The organism is Candidatus Zixiibacteriota bacterium (assembly GCA_017999435.1).
Taxonomy (GTDB): Bacteria; Zixibacteria; MSB-5A5; order GN15; family FEB-12; genus JAGNLV01.
Genome location: JAGNLV010000002.1, coordinates 502,382 through 522,284 on the forward strand (window position 1 = coordinate 502,382; position 19,903 = coordinate 522,284).

Below are 19,903 nucleotides of genomic sequence, written 5' to 3' on the forward strand. Positions count from 1 at the left end.
TAGGCTCGACGCCACCCGTGTCGAGGTGGGCGCTACCCGACCGGCTTTTGCGGAAGGTGGAAGTCGGGGCCGGATTCTCTTGGTTGCACTCCAAGCAGGCTGCCTTCAGGTGCACCGAGGATGAGTCTGCGCCACCTCTTCATATGTCTTGACGGATGCCGGCCGCGTGCGTGTACCGCGGTCCTCTTCAAACCGATAGTCGCTGATCGGCCGGCCCCTCCGTCCCGCGGATCCGCGACTACTTCCGGCGACACGGCCGCCCCCGGTCTCGCCTTGCGCCCGGACCGCCTCGCGGGTGTAATCCTTGATCTCGTGGTCCGACCCGACCGGGTGGTTGTCGACAGACAAACCGGGGAGACCTCGACAAATGGCGGAGAGGCAGGGATTCGAACCCTGGATAGGTTTCCCTATACACGCGTTCCAGGCGTGCGCCTTCAGCCGCTCGGCCACCTCTCCGTCGCACAACGAGCGCCCACCGCCGGCTGCACCAGCCGGGGCGGGGCTGCCGTAAGGTAGGGGAATCGCTCCAAAAGACAAGCTTTTTCGGCCCCCGCGCGCGTGCTCGCTCCGTGGTAGTGACTGAAGTCCCCGCCCCCGCGTATTCTCAGCCCCGGCGCGCGGGTCGGCTGCGCTTCCACGAAGAACCTGCGGGCAGGTTTTCCCTGCCGCGCTCCTCGATCGGCGGCGGCCCGCGGCGCCCGGCCTCACTTGAGCGCCGGAAGCCGGCGCAACTGGTGGTGGGGGGTGAAGAACTTGCGTACGGTCAGGTCGACCGCCACGATCGACGTGATCGTCACCGCCGACAGCAGCATGTAGGCGACTATAATCTGGAGGAGCACGGCCTCGAGCGGGTCGGCGCCGCCGAGGATCATCCCGGTCATCGCCCCCGGCAGGGCGACGATCCCCACGGTCTTCATAAAATTCAGCGTGGAGAGCATGCCGGCGGTGGCCGCGTCCCGCTGCAGTCCCCGCGAGGCCTCCCGCCACGGCTTGCCGAGCGCGAGGGCGGTTTCGATGGCGAGGGTGTGGGCGCGCAGATCGGAGATCAGCCGGGTCATGGCGAGGGCCGCGGCGTTCATGGCATTGCTGATGATCATGCCGCCGAGCGGGATGACGTAGCGCGCCGTGAACGGGATGATGTCGACGGCCACCATGACGGCGATGGTGACCAGGGAGCCGGCGGCGATCGAGACCCAGGCGATCGCGAGCGCGCCGTCGACTCCCCTGATCCGTCCGCCCGAGGTGTACGCGCCGGTGGTCAGCATGACGAGGATGGTGAGGACGATCAGCCACCAGGTGTTGAGGCCGAAGATGAACTCCAGGGCATAACCGACGGCGATGAGCTGCACGAACGAGCGGATCGTGCCGAGGGTCATTTCTTTGGCCAGGTTCAGCTTCCAGTAGCGGGAGACGATGACGGCGATGGCGACCAGCACGAGCGCCAGCGCCACCTGCACGAATCCCGGTCCGTTGGCCCCGCTCATCGCAGTTCCCTCGCGCGGTAGCGCCGGCCCAGGTCGGTTTGCGGCCGGTTGATCACCTCGTCGCTCGGTCCGGACTCCACCAACCGTCCCTGGACCAGCAGGAGCGTCTCGCCGCCAAGCCGGAGGGCCTGGTCCGGGTGGTGGGTGACCCAGATAACGGTCAGGCCGGTGCGGCGCACGATGTCCATGACCGTGCGCTCGATAGCCTCGGTGATGGTGGGATCGAGCGCCGAGGTCGGCTCGTCCAGCAGCGCAATCTCGGGTTCGGTGGCCAGCAGCCTCCCCAGCGCCACACGCTGCTTCTGTCCGAGCGAGAGCGGCTCTGTGTCGGCATCGATCAGCGCCGCCTCGAGCTGCACGAGATCGGCCAGCCGCGCGGCCGTCTCCTCGGTGCGGGCGCACGCCGCCGAAAAGAAATTGTCGCGGACCGTGCCCGGAAAGAGATACGGCGTCTGGAAGAGGTAGCCGATGCGGCAGCGAAGGCGGGTGGGGGGCAACTCCCGGATGTCGAGGCCGTGGAAGCGTATTTCGCCGCTGCCGATTTCGTCGAGGCGGTTGACCAGCCGCAGGAGCGAGGATTTTCCCGCCCCCGAGGGGCCGATGACCGAGTAGATCCGCCCTTTCCGGAACTGCGCCGAGAGGTCATCGATGATCGTCTTTGCCTCAACGCGGCGAACGACGCGGCGCAGTTCCAGAATGACGCCGTTATCGCTCACCGGGGCTCCTGGGCGGTATCGTCGAAATACAGGAATCGGTCGATCAGTTTCACATACTCCGACCAGCCCGGTTTCCCCTGCCGTTCGCGGATGCGGCTCATCGCGCCGAGTTTGGAGTCGATTTCATCGCAGTAGTAGAGCACAAACGCCTCCGGCATCATCGGCCTCACCGGCGTCTCGAATTCTCCCTGGTGCGACAGGAGGAGGTGGCGGAGCTTGGTCAGCAGGGCCGGGGGGAATCCCTCGATGCGGGCAGCCCGCTCGCACACCCAGACGTCAGCGATGCAGATGTGCCCGACCAGGCGTCCCTCATCGGTGTAGTCGATTGCGGCCGCCCCGGCGTAAGTGTTCACCTTGCCGAGATCGTGGAGCAGGCCGCCGAAGATGAGGTAGTCGCGGTTGAGGAAATCGTACCCCGCGGCCACGCGGAGGGCGAGTTCGCCGACGTTGGCGGAGTGTTCCGAGAGCCCGCCCACGCAGGCGTGGTGCCAGAGTTTGCCGGCGGCCGCGGCGAGGAACCGGGCGAAGAACGCCTGGTCCTCCCAGAACGACTCGACCAGCCGGCGGATGTGGCTGTTGTCGATCTGCCGGGTCAGGGTGAGGATCCGGGCCCGGCGCTGCTCGAGCGGCTGTTTCGAATGCGGGAGGATATCCTCGAGCCGGTACTCGTCCTCCGCCGCCAGGCGGATGCGGGCGATAGTGAGCTGGAGGCGGCCGTTGTACTCGGTGACTTTCCCGGCCGCCTTGACCACCATCCCCTCCGCGAGTTCCTCCAGAGCGAACTGGTCGGGTTCCCAGACGACGGCGGGGATCCGGCCGCTGGCGTCGCCGAGTTCGAGGGAGAGGAATTTCCCGCGGGTGAACTCGCGCACCTCGCGCTTGCGTACGGAGAAGAAGGCGGTGATCGTGTCGTCAACCGCGAATTCGCTGATCCGCTTGGCCTCCATGGCGCCAAGATACGCGCGCGGCGCGCGCCGCGCAAGCGGCGGCGACCGGCCGGCCGTTCAAACCCGCCGCGGGCGCACCGGCGCCGGCGAGCGGCGCACGGGAGCGGGTGAGACCGGAAAGAGCAACAACGGCGCGCCCCCGCTTTCGTCCGCCTGCGCGCGTCCGTCCGCCCGAAGATGGCGCACCGCGACCCCCCGGGCAGCCAGCTCCGGGGCGATCAGGAGCCGCCGATGGCACCGGTCGGGGTCTTCCTCCGCACACATAAGCACCAATCGCGTTCGGCCGGCGGCTTCAAGGAGATCGGCGATGCCGGCCTGGAACGCAGGCGACGCCGCCAGCCGGTCGTACCGCACATACCCTTCGTCGTCGTAGAACCGATCGTCCTCGGGCAGGCCGCCGAGGCGGTCCCCGAAATAGAGGTAGTCAAGGCCGGCGGCTTTCAGGCCGGCCTCCAGGCGCGACTTGTTGAACTGCGGCGCAAATCGGGAGTAGGGGCGGGTGCGGACGTCGACGATGGCGGCGATGCCATGGGGGGAGAGCAGGCCCAGAAACGTCGCGAACGGGAGGCGCGAGTGCCCGATGGTGAAGATCTCCCTCATGGTTGGGCGCCCACGGCGCGCGCGAACCCGACCGGGTCGGTCGCGCCCTCGGTATTGAGCAGCAGCACCCGCGAGGCGGGGCCGAGGCCGAGCGCAGAGCGGAGATCGGCCAGGGCGGGGTCGGCGCACAGGGCGAGGAGCGCGGCCAGGCCCGCGGCGCCGGACTCGCCGGCGATGATCCTCGGGTCGCCCGGCTCGGGACGGTAGTACCGGTTCATCGCCTCCACCGCGTAGTCGTCCTCGATGGCGACGAAGGCATCGAAGGTGTCGCGGATGAGCGGCCAGGCCGCTACCGAAACTTCCCGGCAGTTGAGTCCGGCCATGATCGTGGGCGCGGGGTTGCCGGCCGGCACGGGAGTCCCCTTCGGCGAGCGGGCCGAGGCGAGCAGGCAGGCGGCGCCGACCGGTTCGACACAGATGAGTCGGGGCCGCCGGGCGCCGTACTGCTCCGCGTAGTGCCAGGCGGCTCCGGCGGCGAGGGCGCCGACGCCCCCCTGCACGATCACGGCGTCCACGCCCGGCTCACCCGGCCGGGCGAGGGTCTGCTCGAGCTCGCGAAAAAGGGTCGTGTAGGCGGCCTGAATCCAGGCCGGGATTTCGGTATACCCCGGCCAGGCGGTATCGGAAATAATCTGCCAGCCGCGGGCGGCGGCGTCGTTCCGGATCTGCCGGACCGCGTCATCGTACCCGCCGTCGATCACCTCCGCCCGCGCCCCCTCGCGGCGGATGTTTTCCACCCGGGCGGTCGCGCTGCCGGCGGGGAGGTAGATAACCGCCGGGAGCCCGACGACCCGGGCTGACCAGGCCACCGCGCGGCCGTGGTTGCCATCGGTCGCCGTGCACAGCGTCGCCCCCTCGAAGAATCGCCGCTGCTCCGGCGTGAGGGCCAGCGTATCGCCGAAGGGCGCGCTCTGCCGGTCCTCCCACTGCCGGCGGAGGAAGCGGTAGACGGCGTAGGATGCGCCGAGGACTTTGAAAGCGTTCAGCCCCAGGCGATGGGCCTCATCCTTGACCAGCACTTCGCGCAGGCCGAGGCGGCGCGCCTGGCCGGGCAGGGACACGAGGGGTGTCGGACAGTAACCGGGCAGGGTGCGGTGGAACGCGAGCGGATCGCAGGCTTCGACCGCCCTCCGCAGCGCCCGGTCGGGGCGCGGTTCCTGGCGCCGAAAGCGGTTGAGAACTCCGAGACTCACGGGAGGCATAGTACGCAACCGACGGGGGGAAGTAAAGCCGTCGCGGGCGAATTCATACTTGGCGGTCCATTGTATAACCAATATATTTGCTTGCACTTATGAAGATACTGACGCGCTACATACTGGCCGAGCACATCGGGCCGTTCCTGTTCGCCTTTTTCACCATCACCTTCCTGCTGGTGATCGAGTACGTGCCGAAAATCATCGACCACGTCATCGACAAGGATCTTTCGATCTGGGTGGCCCTGGAGCTGGTCGGGCTCAACCTGGCGTGGATGCTCGCGCTTTCGGTGCCGATGTCGGTGCTGGTGGCGGTGCTGATGGCGTTCGGGCGGCTCACCGCGGATTTTGAGGTGACGGCCATGAAGGCCTCCGGCATCAACCTCCTGCGCGCGACCATCCCGCTTCTGATCGCCGGCGGGGTGATCGCCTACGGGATGGTCGAGTTCAACGACAAGGTTCTGCCCGATGTGAACAAGAAGGCGCGCCACCTCTGGGGGGACATCTCGGCCATGCGGCCGACGCTGGTGTTCCGCTCCGGCATTTTCATCACCGATATCCCGGGCTACCTCGTCCTCATCGACCGGATCGACCACGCCACGTCGCGGGTCGAGGGCGTCCGGATTACCGACAACAAGAATCCCGCGCGGCCGCAGATTATCGTGGCCGAGTACGGTTACCTGAAGATGCTGGACAACAACCTCACCATGCAGTTCACGCTCTACAACGGGGAGGTCCACCAGCTCGACACGCAGAAGCGGGAGAACTACCGGCGCCTCGACTTTGAATCGCAGGTGATCAACATCGCCGAATCGGGACAGTCGGAGCTCAAGCGCACCGACAGCGAGTACCGGACCGACCGGGAGATGGGGCTCGAACAGATGCGGGAGAGCGTCAGCGTGGCGGAGGCGGCCATACAGCCGTTCATGGAAAAGGTGGGTCAGGCGGTGGACAACCGGACGACTTATCTCCTGAGCGATACTTTCCGGTTCGCCGCGGCCGACATCAAGACCGACTCGGCGGCCTTTCTTGCGGTCCAGCGCGATGCCGAGGCGCAGTATCGGTCGCTGCAGCGCACGATCGACCAGATCGAGGGCCAGCGCCGGGTGCGCAACAAGTACTTGATCGAGATCTACAAGAAGTATTCGATCCCGGTGGCCTCGCTGGCCTTCATCCTCATCGGCGTGCCGCTGGCGGTCATGACGCGGCGGAGCGGAATGGGCATGGCGATCGCCATCTCCATCATCCTCTATGTGGTCTACTGGGCCTTTCTCATCGGCGGCGAGGATCTCGCCGACCGCGGCCTGGTGAGTCCGTTTCTGGCCATGTGGTCGGCCAACATTCTCATCGGCGCGATCGGCGTCTACCTCCTGTACAAGGTCATCAGCGAGCGGCCCGTATTCGCGTGGTTCCGCCGGGGAAGCGCCTGAAGGTGTCGGACTATGGTGCCCGTTAAGAAGCTCGATCGCTACCTGCTCAAGTCGTTTCTCCTCGCCCTGGTGGTCGTCACCGTGGCCGTCGGACTGACCATCAACGTCATCAACATCATCGAAGAACTCCGCGATTTCATCGACAACGACGTGCCGGTGGCGTCGATCGCCGAGTACTACCTGTATTTCGGCGGGTGGGTGGTGAAATCGTTTTTGCCGATGTTCGTGCTGATCGCCAGCCTCTTTTCGGTGTCCATGTTCGCCCGCCGCAACGAGATTCTGGCGATGAAGGCCTCGGGCATCTCGCTCTATCGCATCGCGCTGCCGTACCTGGCGGCGGCTGCCGCCCTGTCGGTCGGCCACTTCTACTACAACGAGTACGTCTACCCGCCGGCCAACCAGCGGCGCCTCGAGATCAAGGAGTTCACGATCGAGAAGCGGTCCCGGCAGGCCACCAGCCAGGTCGGCAACATCTACCGGCAGATCGAACCCGGCCACATCTATACAATCGAGGGGTTCAACGTCGACCGCCGCGCCGGCCTGTCCGTGCGCGTCTACAGGACGGCCGACGACCGTCTCCGCAAAATCATCACGGCCGAGCGTCTCACCTACGACAATCAGACGTGGGTGCTCCACGACGGGGTTGAGCGGACGTTCAGCGACTCCCTCGGCGAAACGTACCGGGAATTCGCCGACCTGCCGTATCCGGACATCCGGGAGAAACCGGAGGACTTTGCCAAGAAGATCGGCGACCCGGCGGACATGGGGCTGGTCGAACTGCGGGGGTACATTGATCTGATGAAGCGCACGGGCGGACCGTACCACCGCGAGGAGGTGGATCTCGGGTTCAAGTATGCGTATCCGGTGGCCTCGTTCATTGTCGTGCTCATCAGTCTGCCGCTGGCCTCGAACCCGCGGCGCGGGGGGGTGGCGGTGTCGATCTCGGCCGGGGCGCTCATCTCGCTGGTCTATTTCGTGACCTTCCGCGTGCTCCAGTCGGCCGGCTACAACCAGAAGATTCCTCTGGAGGTTTCGGTCTGGGGGGTCAACGCCCTGTTTTTCCTCGTGGGGGTCGTCCTGATGCTCCGGGCGAGGAAGTGATGGGCCGTCCCGACCACGAACAGAACCGCCGCTTCTGGGATGAAATCGCCGACATTCACTACCGCCATCCCGACTACCGCGTCGCAGAGTTCCTGGCCGGCCGCAGCACGCTGAGGCCGATCGAACGCCGTCTTCTCGGCGAGGTGGGCGGCCGGACGCTCCTCCACCTGTTCTGTCAGTTCGGCCTTGACACGCTCTCGTGGGCGCGCCTCGGTGCCGACGCCACCGGGGTCGACATTTCCGGCCGCTCGATCGCGCTGGCCGGCGAACTCCGGCGGCAGACCGGTTTGCGGGCCGAGTTCGTCCAGGCCGATGTCCTCGAACTCATCGGCCGGCTCGACCGGACATTCGATATCGTCTTCCAGTCCTACGGCACGCACCACTGGATCAGCGACCTGGACCTCTGGGCCCGGACCGTCGCGCACTATCTGGGACCGGGCGGGGTGTTGTGCCTGGTCGACATTCACCCGCTCGCCCCCGTGTGCCTGGAGGGCGCGCGGTACTTTGCCCGCGGGGCGCGGCGGCGCCGCGACCCCGACTACGCCGACAAGGACTACCGGCCGGCCGAAGAGTCGGTGCAGTGGGCGCACACGCTCGGGGAGGTGGTGACAGCGCTCGCCGGGGCGGGGCTGGCGATCGACCGGCTTGAAGAATTCGATGGATTTTGCTACCCTTACCGGGAGGGGTGGGTCGAGCGCGACGGCTACTGGTATCCGCCGGAGGGCCCGCCCCCGTACCCGATGCTCTTCGCGCTCCTCGCCCGCAAACCCTAAGAGAATGAGGTCCGACATATGGAACCGACCGCCATCACCGCCGCCCTGCGCCGCACCGAGCTGTTTCGCGAGATCGACGTCGATGAGCTCGAGGCGCTGGTGGCCATCACCGTCGCCCGGCCGCTCGCGGCCGGGGAAGGACTTTTTCGGCAGAACACGCCCCGGCAGAACCTCTGGATCATCGCCGAGGGAACGGTGGAACTGTACATGACGACCGCCTGGGGCGGGGAGAAGCGGCTGGCGCGCTTCGGCCCGGGGGATTTCCTCGGCGAGGGGGCGCTCATGGACGATTACCCGCACTCGACATCGGCCCGCGCCGTGACTCCCGGCACCGTCCTCGTCGTCAGCCGGGCGAACTTCGCCGCCCTCGTGACCCGGCAGCCGGAGATTGCGGTGAAAGTGCTTTCGCGGGTGGCGCGGGTGATCTCCCGCCGCATGCGGCAGGCGAGCACGCGGGTGGTCAATGCCGGCGCCCAGTATGTCTCCGGCCGCACCCGGGCGGAACATGATTTGCTCGGGCCGCGCGAGGTGCCGCACGAGTTCTACTACGGCATCCAGACCCTGCGGGCGCTCGAAAATTTCAACATCAGCGGCATCTCCCTCATGCACTTTCCGGTGCTGATCGAGTCGCTCGCCATGGTGAAAATGGCGGCGACCCAGGCCAACCATGATCTCGGCCTCCTGCCGGACGACGTCACCGACGCCATCAACCAGGCCTGCCGCGAGATCATCGACGGCCGCTGGCACACCCAGTTCGTCGTCGACATGATCCAGGGCGGCGCCGGCACCTCGACCAACATGAACGCCAACGAGGTGATCGCCAACCGCGCTTTGGAGATCCTCGGCCACGAAAAGGGGGAGTACCAGTACGTCCACCCGAACAACCACATCAACCTGTCGCAGTCGACCAACGACGCTTATCCCACCGCGCTCCACCTGGCGCTGATCTTCAGCAACCGCAAACTGGCGAAAGTGCTGCGCCGGCTCATCGACGCGTTCCAGGCGAAAGCGGACGAGTTCCACCATGTCATCAAGATGGGCCGCACGCAGCTGCAGGATGCCGTCCCCATGACCCTCGGCCAGTCGTTCCAGGCGTTCGCCGAGACTCTGTCCGAGGAGGTCACCCGCCTGGACCAGAACGCGGCCCTGTTTCTCGAGGTCAATCTCGGCGGGACGGCGATCGGGACGGGGATCAACGCCCACCCCGACTACGCCGACAGAGCGGTCGCCCGCCTGCGCGACATCTCCGGCCTCGACCTGGTCATCGCCCCGGACCTGATCGAGGCTACCTCCGACACCGGCGCCTATGTCATGTACTCCTCGGCCCTGAAACGGCTGGCCGTGAAGCTCTCGAAGATTTGCAACGACCTTCGACTGCTGTCCAGCGGTCCCCGCGCCGGCCTCAATGAAATCAACCTGCCCAAGATGCAGCCGGGCTCCTCGATCATGCCCGGCAAGGTCAACCCGGTCATCCCCGAGGTCGTCAACCAGATCGCGTTCAAGGTCATCGGCAACGACCTGACGGTGACGATGGCGGCCGAGGCGGGTCAGCTCGAACTGAACGTGTTCGAACCGGTCATCGCCCAGTCGATTTTCGAATCGGTCGAGATGCTCAAGAACGGCATGGACACGCTGACTTTCCGCTGTGTCAAAGGGATCACGGCCAACGAGGAAGTCTGCCGCCGCCACGTCGCGCAGTCGATCGGGGTCATCACCGCTCTCAACCCGGTGCTTGGCTACGACACCTCGACGGCGCTGGCCCAGGAAGCCGAGGAGACCAACCGGGGGGTGTACGATCTGGCGCTCGAGAAAGGCCTTCTCTCGAAGGAAGAACTGGACCGTTTGCTGGCCCCGGAGAGCATGATTCGCCCGCGTCGCCGGCCCGAGGCCTGAGCCGCGATCGAGGGGAGACATATCGGACTGCGACAGAAAGCCGTGCGGAAACCGGGCCCGGAGGGGGAGGAGTGAGGGGGTGTCTACACCACGCCCTGCGCGAGCACGGCGTCGGCCAGCCGCACGAAGGCGGCGAGATTGGCGCCGTTGACGTAGTTGCCGGGGCTCCCGTACGCCGCCGCCGTATCCAGGCAGGTACGGTGAATCTGGGCCATCATGGCGCGCAGCCGGCGGTCGATCGCGGCCGCCGACCACACGAGCCCGGAAGCGTTCTGCGCCGTCTCAAAAGCGGAGACCACGGCGGCCCCGGCGTTGGCCGCTTTGCCCGGACCATAGAGAATCCCCGCTTCCTGCAGAACCCGCGAGGCGTCGGCCGTCACCGGCATGGTCGCGCCCTCGCAGACGCACCGGCAGCCATTGGCGATGAGGGCCGCGGCGTCCTGAGTGTTCATCTCGTTCTGCGTCGCGCAGGGCATGGCGATATCCACCGGCACGTGCCAGATGTGCGGTCCCTGGGAGTAACTCACCCCGCTGAAGCGGTCGGCGTACTCGCGGATCGTCCCCCGGCGCCCCTCGCGCTCGGCGGCAAGGAAAGCGAGTTTCTCTCCCTCGATGCCGGCCTCGTCGACTACGAAACCGTGGGAGTCGGACATGGCCACGACGCGGCCGCCGAGGGCGACGACCTTCTCCGCGGCGTGGAGAGCCACCGTGCCCGCCCCCGAGATGGCCACCCGCTTGCCCGCAAACGATTCGTCCCGGGTGGCGAGCATTTCGGCGGCGAAATACGCGCAGCCGTAGCCGGTGGCCTCCGGGCGGAGGACGGTGCCGCCCCATCCCACCGCCTTTCCCATCACCGCGCCGTCGAACGCGTTGCGCAGCCGCTTGTACTGGCCGAAGAGGAAGCCGATCTCCCGGCGTTCCACGCCGATGTCGCCGGCGATGATGTCGATCCGGGGCCCGAGGTGGCGGAAAAGCTCGTTCATGAAGCTCTGGCAGAACCGCATCACCTCGCCCTCGGAGCGGCCTTTCGTGTCAAAATCCGATCCCCCCTTGGCCCCTCCGAGCGGCAACGTGGTGAGGCTGTTCTTGAGAGTCTGCTCGAAGGCGAGGAATTTCATGACGCCGAGGTTGACACCCGGGTGGAAGCGCAGCCCGCCTTTGTAGGGACCCAGAGCGCTGGAGAATTCCACGCGGTACCCGCGGTTGACCCGAACGCGCCCGCCGTCGTCCACCCACGGCACGCGGAAAATGACGACGCGCTCGGGTTCCACGATCCGCCCGAGGATGTTGGCGCCCTGGTACGCCGGCGTGCGCTCGAGCGCCGGGGCGGCCGACAGCAGGGTGTCGTACACCGCTTGGTGAAATTCGGGCTGGCCGGGGTGAGTGTTGCGCAATTCGCCGATGAACGACGCGATGAAGGTGGACATCGATGTACCTCGCCGGGCGCCATCCGGATCGCCGCCGCGCGGAGCCCGGGCATTCGGGAAACGAATCACGGGTATATAGCAGAACCGGCGGTCTTTGTCAAGGCCGCCCGACAGGCCGGCCGGTCATCGACTAGTTTGTCCTTGACACCGCATTCCCATCTTTCTTCTTTCTTATGGGGCGCCGCGCCGCCGTGGGTGCCGGGTGGCACCGATAAGTGTACGGCGACGCTCGAGCAGCCTCACCGCGGACGGTATGGCAGCGCCGACGGAGATTCTGGGGCCGCCCGCGGGAACCCACGACAGTGACCGGCAGAGGATGAGGCTCACACCCGCCCGATAAGCGCACGGACGCTCTGGGGCGCCGCCGCGACCGGACGGGATGCCCTGTAACTCCATTATCGTATGGGAGGTGCGCATGCTCTTTCTGATCTGCCCGGACAGTGCGGGCACACCGAAAGTCTGCACGTGGGTGTGCAGCACGTTGTGCCGGGTCAAGCCCTGCTACGGCGTCGACCCCATTTAGTCGCATCGCCTTGCGGACGGGATACGCGCGGCGAAGTGTCCCCTGCGACAAACCCGCCGATTGTCGCATGACGGTCGCCGACGGCGCGGACATTTATCCCGCCGACCGGTCGGCAAAAATGGGAACGTCCACACCTGCCGGAGATCCGGAACCGCCAGCCGGCGGCTGCGGCGCCGGCCATCCGGACAGGAGTTACCGAAACGTCCTGATATGGGAGGTGCCTATGGTATACCTGATCAGCCCGGAGTGCGTGTGCAAGGCCAAGGTGTGCACCTGGCTCTGCGTCACAAACTGCGGGATCAAGCCGTGCTACGGCGTCGATCCTGACCCATGGTGATTCCTGTGTGTCGTCCGGGGAGGTTCGCGTATGGACCTCCCCGCCGATACTCCGCCTGTCCATTCCCCGCCAGTTCCGAGAGCGCTCACCCCGAGGCGTCTTCATCCACGACGACGACCGCCGCGCCGGTGAAGTTCCCCTCGCGCAGGTCGCTGAGGGCCTCGTTGGCCCGGTTGAGCGGGTACGGATGCACCTCGGTCCGGATCGGCACGCGCGGGGCCAGCTCCAGAAACTCCTCGCCGTCGCGGCGGGTGAGATTGGCAACCGAGCGCACGACCCGCTCCCCCCACAGCCAGCGGTAGGGGAACGAGGGGATGTCGGTCATGTGGATACCGGCGCACACGACTACGCCGCCGGGGGCGACTGCCTGCAGGGCCAGCGGCACAAGCGCGCCGACGGGAGCGAAGATAATCGCCGCGTCAAGGGGTTCCGGAGGGAGTTCGTCCGACGGCCCCGCCCAATCGGCCCCGAGCGAGCGGGCAAAATCCTGGCTTGCGGTGTCCCCGCGGCGAGCGAACGCATACACGCGCCGGCCCTGATGCCGGGCGACCTGGATAACGATGTGCGCGGCCGCCCCGAACCCGTACAGACCGAGCCGCCGGGCAGAGCCGGTCATGCGCAAAGAGCGGTACCCGATCAGGCCGGCGCACAGCAGGGGAGCCGCCTGGAGGTCAGGATAGCCGGGGGGGATGGGAAAACAGAAGCGGGCATCGGCAACGGTCTTTTCCGCGAAGCCGCCGTTGATTTGGTACCCGGTGTAACGGGCTGTGGGACAGAGATTTTCCCGACCGCTGCGGCAGTAGTCGCAATGCCCGCAACTCCCGCCCAGCCAGGGGACGCCGAGGCGGTCGCCGGGCTCAACGCCCGAAACGCCCTCGCCCACGGCAAGTACCGATCCCACAATCTGATGCCCCATTATCAGCGGAAGGACCGGCTCGGTCAAATCGGCGTCGAATACGTGCAGGTCGGTCCGACAGACGCCGCACGCATGCACTTTCAGCAGGATTCTCCCCGGACCCGGTTTCGGGTCGGGAAGATCGGTCAAAACAAGGGGCTCGTGCGGTTGTCTCAAAACCATCGCCTTCATGAGCTATCAACTCCATTGTCGTGCCGTGATCTGTCAGCATTCCGGCGCGTGATTTCCCGCCGAAAGGTAAGGTATTACCCGTTCGCATTCAAGCTGTTTCGCGCAGAGCGGAGATGCGCATCTTATTCGCTACAAACATTATCCTATTTATGTGCCATACTCGACCGGTTTGTCCTTGACAGAATTGTCCTCGTTGCATAATTTTGACAGAAAGAGGCTCGCTCTGGTGGCTCCGCCTCCATCGCGGAGGAGAATTCGGACAAACCGTTTTCTTGGACCTGGCGGTGTGGCATCGCCGCATGAGTGTCTGAGATTATCGCCTGCATACTGCATTGATTAGTAAACTCGGATATTCCATGCCTGCCGAATGCAGTCGAATAGTCGAAATTCATCGGTGTTCGGACAGGTCGAAATGTATTCACCGCTTGCTGACGGGAGGTGACGCGCTGCCCCTGGTCGCTTGTGTGCGGACTGATATACTGGCGAGTTGATCCGGGGCGGAGCGGACGCCCGAACGGCAGGCCAACAACAGGAGGTCTTTGGCATGATCTACTTGGTCGATCCCGCCAATGCGAATCGCCCGCCGTGCTTTGCGAAGTGCAAGGTGCTGTGCGATGGCAAAGGCTGCACGACTTACTGCGGCATCAAGCCGCTGTACGGTATCGATCCGACCATCTAAAGGTCGGAGAAGTGACTCAGGCCGGGAGGGCTCGCAGAGCCCTTCCGGCATTGCTCGCAGTTGAGTCGGACGCCGTCGTGACCGGTCAAGGAGGGGGTGGCACGGCCCACACGAACAAACCGCAGCTCCCGCGAATACCGCAGCACCGGAAAGTGTGCACCAGGTAAGTGCCATCGGGCGTGGCGGGAGGTTCTCAGGCGCCCCTGATCGGCTCTTTGCCGGCCGAGGACGCGGCCAGGCAGTCCGGGGCGAGCAGCAAGATGAGGCGTTACTCAGGGTTCACAGCGCCCGTTCGAGGGGACTGGGAGCCCGGCCATAACCTTTCACGCGTATGGAGGTGTCGGCATGGTCTATCTCATCGACCCGCAAGGGCTGGGGAAGAAACCGCCCTGCAAGACACTGTGCTATCCGGTGTTTTGCGCGATCAAGCCGCTCTACGGAATCGAGCCGTAATGCCGAATTCGCATCCGGGAGAGGGAGCTGCTTTCCCGGATGCGGTCGAGAAGAAAGGCCGGGGCCGTCCCCGGTGTCTTGAGAAGACAGGAAGGCGCAGCTTGAGTTAATGGCTGTGCGAGGTCTCGTGGTACCGCAACCGACCGAAGGGAGGTGAACTCATGGTCTACCTGCTTGACCCCCAGGAAATGGGTAATCGCCCGCCGTGCACGCGGTGCAGAATTAAGCCGCTTTACGGTATTGACCCGGTCCCGATTTGATCGCACGACCGAATTGCCCGCAGCCCGGGTTTCCGGGCTGCGGGGCAGAGGGCGTCGCGGAACAGACGCCGACATGAGGTGCGGCCGCGGGCTGAACAGCTGCGGCCGGAACAACCGCCTGTGGGGCAGAACCGGGCACTGCCCCATCGCGCGGAGACGCAAATGATGGAAACGGAAGATGCCGACACTCTCGCGCTATAATCACTTCCAACCGTGGCAGGATGGCTACTACATCGCCTACAACGCCCTGTCCGGAGCTGTGGCGCTGATGACCGAGGAGAACTACGCCGTCTACCGCCGGCTCGTCGGGAAGCTCAACGGCGCGGCGACCCCCGACCTGAGCGAGGAGGAGGCCGGTCTGCTCAAGCAGCTGGAGTACGGCGCGTTTGTCCGCTCCGACGGAGTCGACGAACGGGCGCTCCTGCGGTTCAATCACAACATTGCCCGCTACGACCGGACCACGCTCGGGTTCGTCATCGCCCCGACCATGGCCTGCAACATGGCGTGCGTGTACTGCTTCGAGAACAAGACCGCCCGGAAAATGTCCCCCGAGGTGATGGCGGCGATCGTCAGCTACGTCGAAAAGCGGGCCCGCTCGATCAGCGGTCTCCAGATCGACTGGTACGGCGGCGAGCCGCTGCTGGCTCTCGATGTGATTGAGAGCCTCACCGCGTCGTTTGTGGAAATGGGCGAGAAGCACCAATTCGAGTACAGCTCGTCCATGATCAGCAACGGCTACCTGTTGACGGCGGAGACGGTCGACCGGCTCGTGGCCTTGAAGATCCGCCACGTGCAGATCACGCTTGACGGCCCTGCCCGGATTCACAACGTCAAGCGCCCGCTGAAGAACAAGAAGGAAAGTTTCTACCGGATTCTCGAGAACCTGAAATACGCCTCCACCAAACTGAGCGTCGGCATCCGGGTGAATGTCGACAAGTCCTTCACGATCGACATGATCGAAGAGCTCCTCGCGGAGCTGACGGCGGCCGGTCTCCGGGAGCGGGCCGGCGTCTACTTCGGCATGGTCGAGCCGTCCTCGCAGGTCTGCGCGAATATCGCCGAATCATGCTACGAGACGGCCGATTTCTCGGCGATCGAGGTGGACTACTACCGGTTGCTGCTCGCCCGGGGGTTCCGGATCGACAAGCTGCCGTCGCCGGTGGCGGTGTTCTGCATGGCCCAGTCGACGAACGCGCACCTGGTCGATCCCGACGGGAATCTGTACCGGTGCTGGAACCACGCCGGCGATGCCCCCAAGGCGTACGGCACGATTACCGACGAGATCAATTATCTGCATCCCAATTTCCAGCGTCTGTTTTCCGCAGATCCGTTTGACCACGCCCTGTGTGTGGAATGCGAACTGCTCCCGATCTGCATGGGCGGGTGTCCGGCCCGGCGGGCCGACCGCCAGCTCGCGGGCACGCAGATGTGCGAGGCCTGGAAACACAACCTGCAGCCGATGCTCGAGATTATCGCCCGCTCCAAGCAGCAGGAGATGGCGCGCCGGCAGCAGCAAGAAGCGGAAGCGCAAGCGGCCGAGAAGGAGTCGACAACATGAGCGATTTTCATTTTTTCCCCGAACAGGTGGTCTGGGAGATCACGTTCGCCTGCAACATGCGCTGCATCCACTGCGGCACCTCGGCGGGTGTCCCGCGCAGCGACGAGCTGACGACCGATGAGGCCCTGCGGCTGATCGACGAACTGACCGGCCTCGGGGCGCGCGGCATCACCCTCTCCGGCGGCGAACCGCTTCTGCGCAAAGACTGGCCGGTGCTCGGCAAGCGTATCGTCGCCAACGGCGCGGGCGCCTACCTCATCACCAACGGTTTCGCCGTCGACGAACAGGCCGTCGATCTGTTCCAAGAGGTCGGCCTGCGCAACGTCGGCGTGTCGTTCGACGGCTCCAAAGAGGTGCACAACTACATCCGCCAGCGCAAAACCAGCTACGACAAAGCGCTCCACGCCATGCGCCTCATGGCCGAAAGAAAGATGCGCTTCGAGGCCGTCAGCCAGATCTCCAAGGTCAATTTGAAGGACATGGACAGCATCCACAAGGACCTCGTCTCCATCGGATGCCCCGAGTGGCGTATTCAGATGACCACCGTCACCGGCCGCATGGAGAAAGAGATGGTCATGGGCCTGGCCGAGTACGAGCAGTTGATCGACAAGATTCTCGAGTTCAAGAAAGACACCCGCATGATGGTCGACGTCGGCGAGAACATCGGCTACTACGGCTGCAAGGGGACGCAGCTCCTCGACGGCATGCCCTACCTGGGCTGCTACGCGGGCGTCCGGGTGGCCGGCATCTGCTCCAACGGCGACGTCAAGGGCTGCCTGTCGCAGCAGCCGGAGTTTGTCGAAGGCAACATCCGTGAGCGCTCCTTCACCGAGATCTGGAACGACCCGACCAAGTTTCTCTACAACCGGGAGTTCACGAAGGCGACCGCGACCGGCGCCTGTCACGACTGCCGCTACCTACCGCTGTGCCGCGGCGGCTGTACGACCACCTCGGTGTCGGCCTCCGGCGAGCGGGCCAACAACCCGTTCTGCATCTGGCAGGTCGAGCAGAAACGCGGCGTCCAGCCGATCGAGAACGACCTGATCGTGGAGTTGCTCTCCCGGTTCCAGGAGCCGCAGCCGGCTGAGAAGAAGTAAGCGCGTTGGGCCGCACTTCTGCGCCGCGCAAACCGCCGGTCCGCCCGTCCCGCTGCAGCCGCCCGACGGGGATGGAGCGGGACGACCGGAGGACAGGTCTGTTCAGGCCGGACCTTCGGCGTCTGCACTCCCCGCACGATCTCCCGCGCCCGCCCCTTGGTCCTGCACGATTGTCCCTCGGCCCGCCGGAAGGACGGAGAGGTGAAGCCGCCGCAGGCCGGCCGCCGGGAAGCTGTAATTCCGGGTTGTTGCGGGGGCGCGCCCGGAGTATCTTGACGGCGACGAGGTAACCTTGGATTCGGAGGCGACGGTGGAGATGCAGTTCGGTGTCGGCAGCGGCGCTCAAAAGGCCGTGCGGTCCTGTCCCGCGGCCCCCCGGGCGCCGGGGGAGGGGTCGGCCGTCCTGGGCCGGACACCGCAGGACCGCGGCTTCGGCCTCGGGTGCGTCGCCGGCGGCGGGTGTGACCGGCCGGCGGCTGCGCGAAAAGCCCGCCCGGTGCGCCGGCCCGCCGCGGGCCGGGAATCCCGCGGCGCACGGGCGTGGTCAGGGGTGCCCGGATGATCCCCGATCCCCGCACCCGCCGGCGTCTCTGGTCCTGGCTTCGCCCGTACTGGCGGCTCGAGGCCCTCATGTTCGTCATCATGCTGGTGATGACGGCGCTCGCGCTGATGCTGCCGCAGGCGATCCGATACATGATCGACGACCTGATACCGTCGCTCCGGGCGGATACGGACGGGTCGGTGGACATGGCCCCGGCGGTCTGGTTCGGCCTCGCGCTCATCGGGCTGTACCTCAGCAGCTTCGTCTTCTCCATCGGGCGCGACTACCTGGCCGGCAAAGTGGGGGCCTCGATCATCGCCGACCTGCGCGCCGCGCTCTTCGACCACCTCGCCCAGGTGCCGCTCCGCTTCTACCAGACGAACAACGTCGGGGAGATCATGTCGCGGCTTTTGGCCGACGTCCAGCGGGTGCAGAGCCTGCTGACGACGACGCTGCTGATGTTTCTGACCAACATTCTCATGCTCCTCGGCATCCTCGTCACCCTCTTCGTCTTCAACTGGATCTGGGCGGCGCTGGCGCTCATCCCGGTGCCGATCATCGTCTGGCTGTCCCACCGCTACGGGATTTCGCTCCACGCCATCAACTACCGGCTGCAGGAGTCGATCGCCCAGCTGTCCGGCCGCCTTCAGGAGGTGTTTTCGACGATCCGCACGGTCCGGGCCTTCGCCCAGGAACGGCGCGAGAAGACCCGGGTGGTGGGCGTGCTGTCGGCCATGACCGGCCTCTACATCAGGAACAGCGTCATGACGTCGCTGGCGGTGAACCTCGTCCAGCTCGTGGCCTCGCTCGTCCCGGTGATCGTGCTCTCCTGGGGGGCATACCTGGTGGCCGCCGGATCCTTCCCGCTGGGGGCGCTCTTCATGTTCTACATCTACCTCGGCTACCTCTACTCGCCCATCCAGGAGCTGTCCCAGGTGAATGTCGAGGTGCAGTCGGCGATGGCTTCCGTGTACCGGATTTTCGAGTACTTCGATCTCCCGCAGGCGGTGGCCGAGGATCCCCAGCCGGTCCGTCTCGCCGAGGTGCGCGGCCGGCTGGCGTTCGAGGACGTCGATTTCCACTACGGCGGCGACAACGGTTTCGCCATCCGCGCGCTCTCGCTTACGATCGAGCCGGGCGAGAAGGTGGCGATCGTCGGACCCTCGGGGGCGGGGAAGACCACCCTCATCAATCTGCTCCTGCGCTTTTACGATCCCGAGGGCGGGCGCATCCTGCTCGACAGGGTCGACCTGCGCCGCCTCGCGCTCAAAGAGCTCCGCTCCCACATGGGCCTGGTCGACCAGGACCCGGTGCTGTTCAAAGCGAGCCTGCGCGACAACATCGCGTACGGGCGGGCGGAGGCGTCGATGGACCGGGTCATCGAGGCCGCCCGGGTGGCCAACATTCACGACTTCATCGAAAAACTCCCGCTCGGGTACGAGACGGAAGTCGGGGAGCGGGGGGTGACACTCTCGGGGGGCGAGCGCCAGCGCGTCTGCCTCGCCCGCGCGATCCTCCTCAACCCGCCGATCATGCTCCTCGACGAGGCCACCTCGGCGCTCGACACGCGCAGCGAAGAGTTGATTCAGCAGGCGCTCGAGAAAGCGCTGCAGGGGAAAACCTCGATCATCATCGCCCACCGTCTCGCGACGGTCCGCCACGCCGACCGCATCATCGTGCTCGACAACGGCCGGATTGTCGGCGAGGGGACGCACGAGGCGCTGCTGGAGAGTTCGCCGCTCTACGGCGAGCTGGCCCGCAAACAACTGCTCACCTGACCGAGCGCGCAGCCGGGCGCCGCGCC

Annotated in this window: 14 protein-coding genes and 1 tRNA gene; 7 read left to right on the forward strand and 8 right to left on the reverse strand. The window is 65.7% G+C overall.

The window, feature by feature from the left end; translation table 11 throughout:
* Positions 1-368: 368 nt before the first annotated feature.
* The 6 genes from KA261_07525 to KA261_07550 all read right to left on the reverse strand — a co-directional run bounded on the left by KA261_07525 (position 369) and on the right by KA261_07550 (position 4,940).
* Positions 369-456, reverse strand: a tRNA-Ser gene (locus KA261_07525).
* Positions 457-704: 248 nt separating this feature from the next.
* Complete coding sequence (fetB, locus tag KA261_07530) at positions 705-1,484, reverse strand: iron export ABC transporter permease subunit FetB (GenBank protein ID MBP7697648.1); 780 nt, start codon at positions 1,482-1,484, stop codon at positions 705-707.
* Positions 1,481-2,200, reverse strand: a complete 720-nt coding sequence (locus tag KA261_07535; GenBank protein ID MBP7697649.1) for an ATP-binding cassette domain-containing protein — start codon at positions 2,198-2,200, stop codon at positions 1,481-1,483. Before KA261_07535 ends, fetB begins: the two co-directional genes overlap by 4 nt.
* Positions 2,197-3,147 (reverse strand): HD domain-containing protein, encoded by a 951-nt coding sequence (locus KA261_07540; protein ID MBP7697650.1) that lies wholly within the window; start codon positions 3,145-3,147, stop codon positions 2,197-2,199. The genes KA261_07535 and KA261_07540 overlap by 4 nt, the downstream gene beginning before the upstream one ends.
* A 57-nt stretch (positions 3,148-3,204) precedes the next feature.
* Positions 3,205-3,747 carry a DUF488 domain-containing protein gene (locus KA261_07545; protein ID MBP7697651.1) on the reverse strand — a complete coding sequence of 181 codons (543 nt, stop codon included), beginning with the start codon at positions 3,745-3,747 and terminating at the stop codon, positions 3,205-3,207.
* Positions 3,744-4,940 (reverse strand): diaminopropionate ammonia-lyase, encoded by a 1,197-nt coding sequence (locus KA261_07550; protein MBP7697652.1) that lies wholly within the window; start codon positions 4,938-4,940, stop codon positions 3,744-3,746. Before KA261_07550 ends, KA261_07545 begins: the two co-directional genes overlap by 4 nt.
* A gap of 98 nt (positions 4,941-5,038) precedes the next feature.
* On the opposite strand from KA261_07550, the gene KA261_07555 reads away from it, so the two are divergent.
* The 4 genes from KA261_07555 to aspA are packed head-to-tail and all read left to right on the forward strand — an operon-like array spanning position 5,039 to position 10,137.
* Positions 5,039-6,370, forward strand: a complete 1,332-nt coding sequence (locus KA261_07555) for an LptF/LptG family permease (GenBank protein ID MBP7697653.1) — start codon at positions 5,039-5,041, stop codon at positions 6,368-6,370.
* A 12-nt stretch (positions 6,371-6,382) separates the two neighbouring features.
* Positions 6,383-7,471, forward strand: a complete 1,089-nt coding sequence (locus KA261_07560; protein MBP7697654.1) for an LptF/LptG family permease — start codon at positions 6,383-6,385, stop codon at positions 7,469-7,471.
* Complete coding sequence (locus KA261_07565; GenBank protein MBP7697655.1) at positions 7,471-8,244, forward strand: class I SAM-dependent methyltransferase; 774 nt, start codon at positions 7,471-7,473, stop codon at positions 8,242-8,244. The genes KA261_07560 and KA261_07565 overlap by 1 nt, the downstream gene beginning before the upstream one ends.
* Before the next feature lie 18 nt (positions 8,245-8,262).
* Positions 8,263-10,137, forward strand: coding sequence for an aspartate ammonia-lyase (gene aspA / locus KA261_07570; GenBank protein ID MBP7697656.1), 1,875 nt, complete (start codon positions 8,263-8,265; stop codon positions 10,135-10,137).
* Between the two features lie 83 nt (positions 10,138-10,220).
* Here aspA and gdhA read toward each other — a convergent pair whose 3' ends face one another.
* Together gdhA and KA261_07580 are read right to left on the reverse strand one after the other, a co-directional pair.
* Complete coding sequence (gene gdhA, locus KA261_07575) at positions 10,221-11,564, reverse strand: NADP-specific glutamate dehydrogenase (GenBank protein ID MBP7697657.1); 1,344 nt, start codon at positions 11,562-11,564, stop codon at positions 10,221-10,223.
* Positions 11,565-12,509: 945 nt separating this feature from the next.
* The gene (locus tag KA261_07580) at positions 12,510-13,511 is read right to left on the reverse strand and encodes a zinc-dependent alcohol dehydrogenase family protein (GenBank protein ID MBP7697658.1); all 1,002 of its coding nucleotides are present in this window, start codon (positions 13,509-13,511) and stop codon (positions 12,510-12,512) included.
* Positions 13,512-15,081: 1,570 nt separating this feature from the next.
* Here KA261_07580 and KA261_07585 point away from each other — a divergent pair.
* The 3 genes from KA261_07585 (at position 15,082) to KA261_07595 (ending at position 19,877) form a co-directional block, all read left to right on the forward strand.
* Positions 15,082-16,461 (forward strand): radical SAM protein, encoded by a 1,380-nt coding sequence (locus KA261_07585; protein ID MBP7697659.1) that lies wholly within the window; start codon positions 15,082-15,084, stop codon positions 16,459-16,461.
* Positions 16,458-17,558, forward strand: coding sequence for a radical SAM protein (locus KA261_07590; protein ID MBP7697660.1), 1,101 nt, complete (start codon positions 16,458-16,460; stop codon positions 17,556-17,558). The genes KA261_07585 and KA261_07590 overlap by 4 nt, the downstream gene beginning before the upstream one ends.
* Positions 17,559-18,116: 558 nt before the next feature.
* The gene (locus tag KA261_07595) at positions 18,117-19,877 is read left to right on the forward strand and encodes an ABC transporter ATP-binding protein (GenBank protein ID MBP7697661.1); all 1,761 of its coding nucleotides are present in this window, start codon (positions 18,117-18,119) and stop codon (positions 19,875-19,877) included.
* The last annotated feature ends 26 nt before the right edge of the window (positions 19,878-19,903 follow it).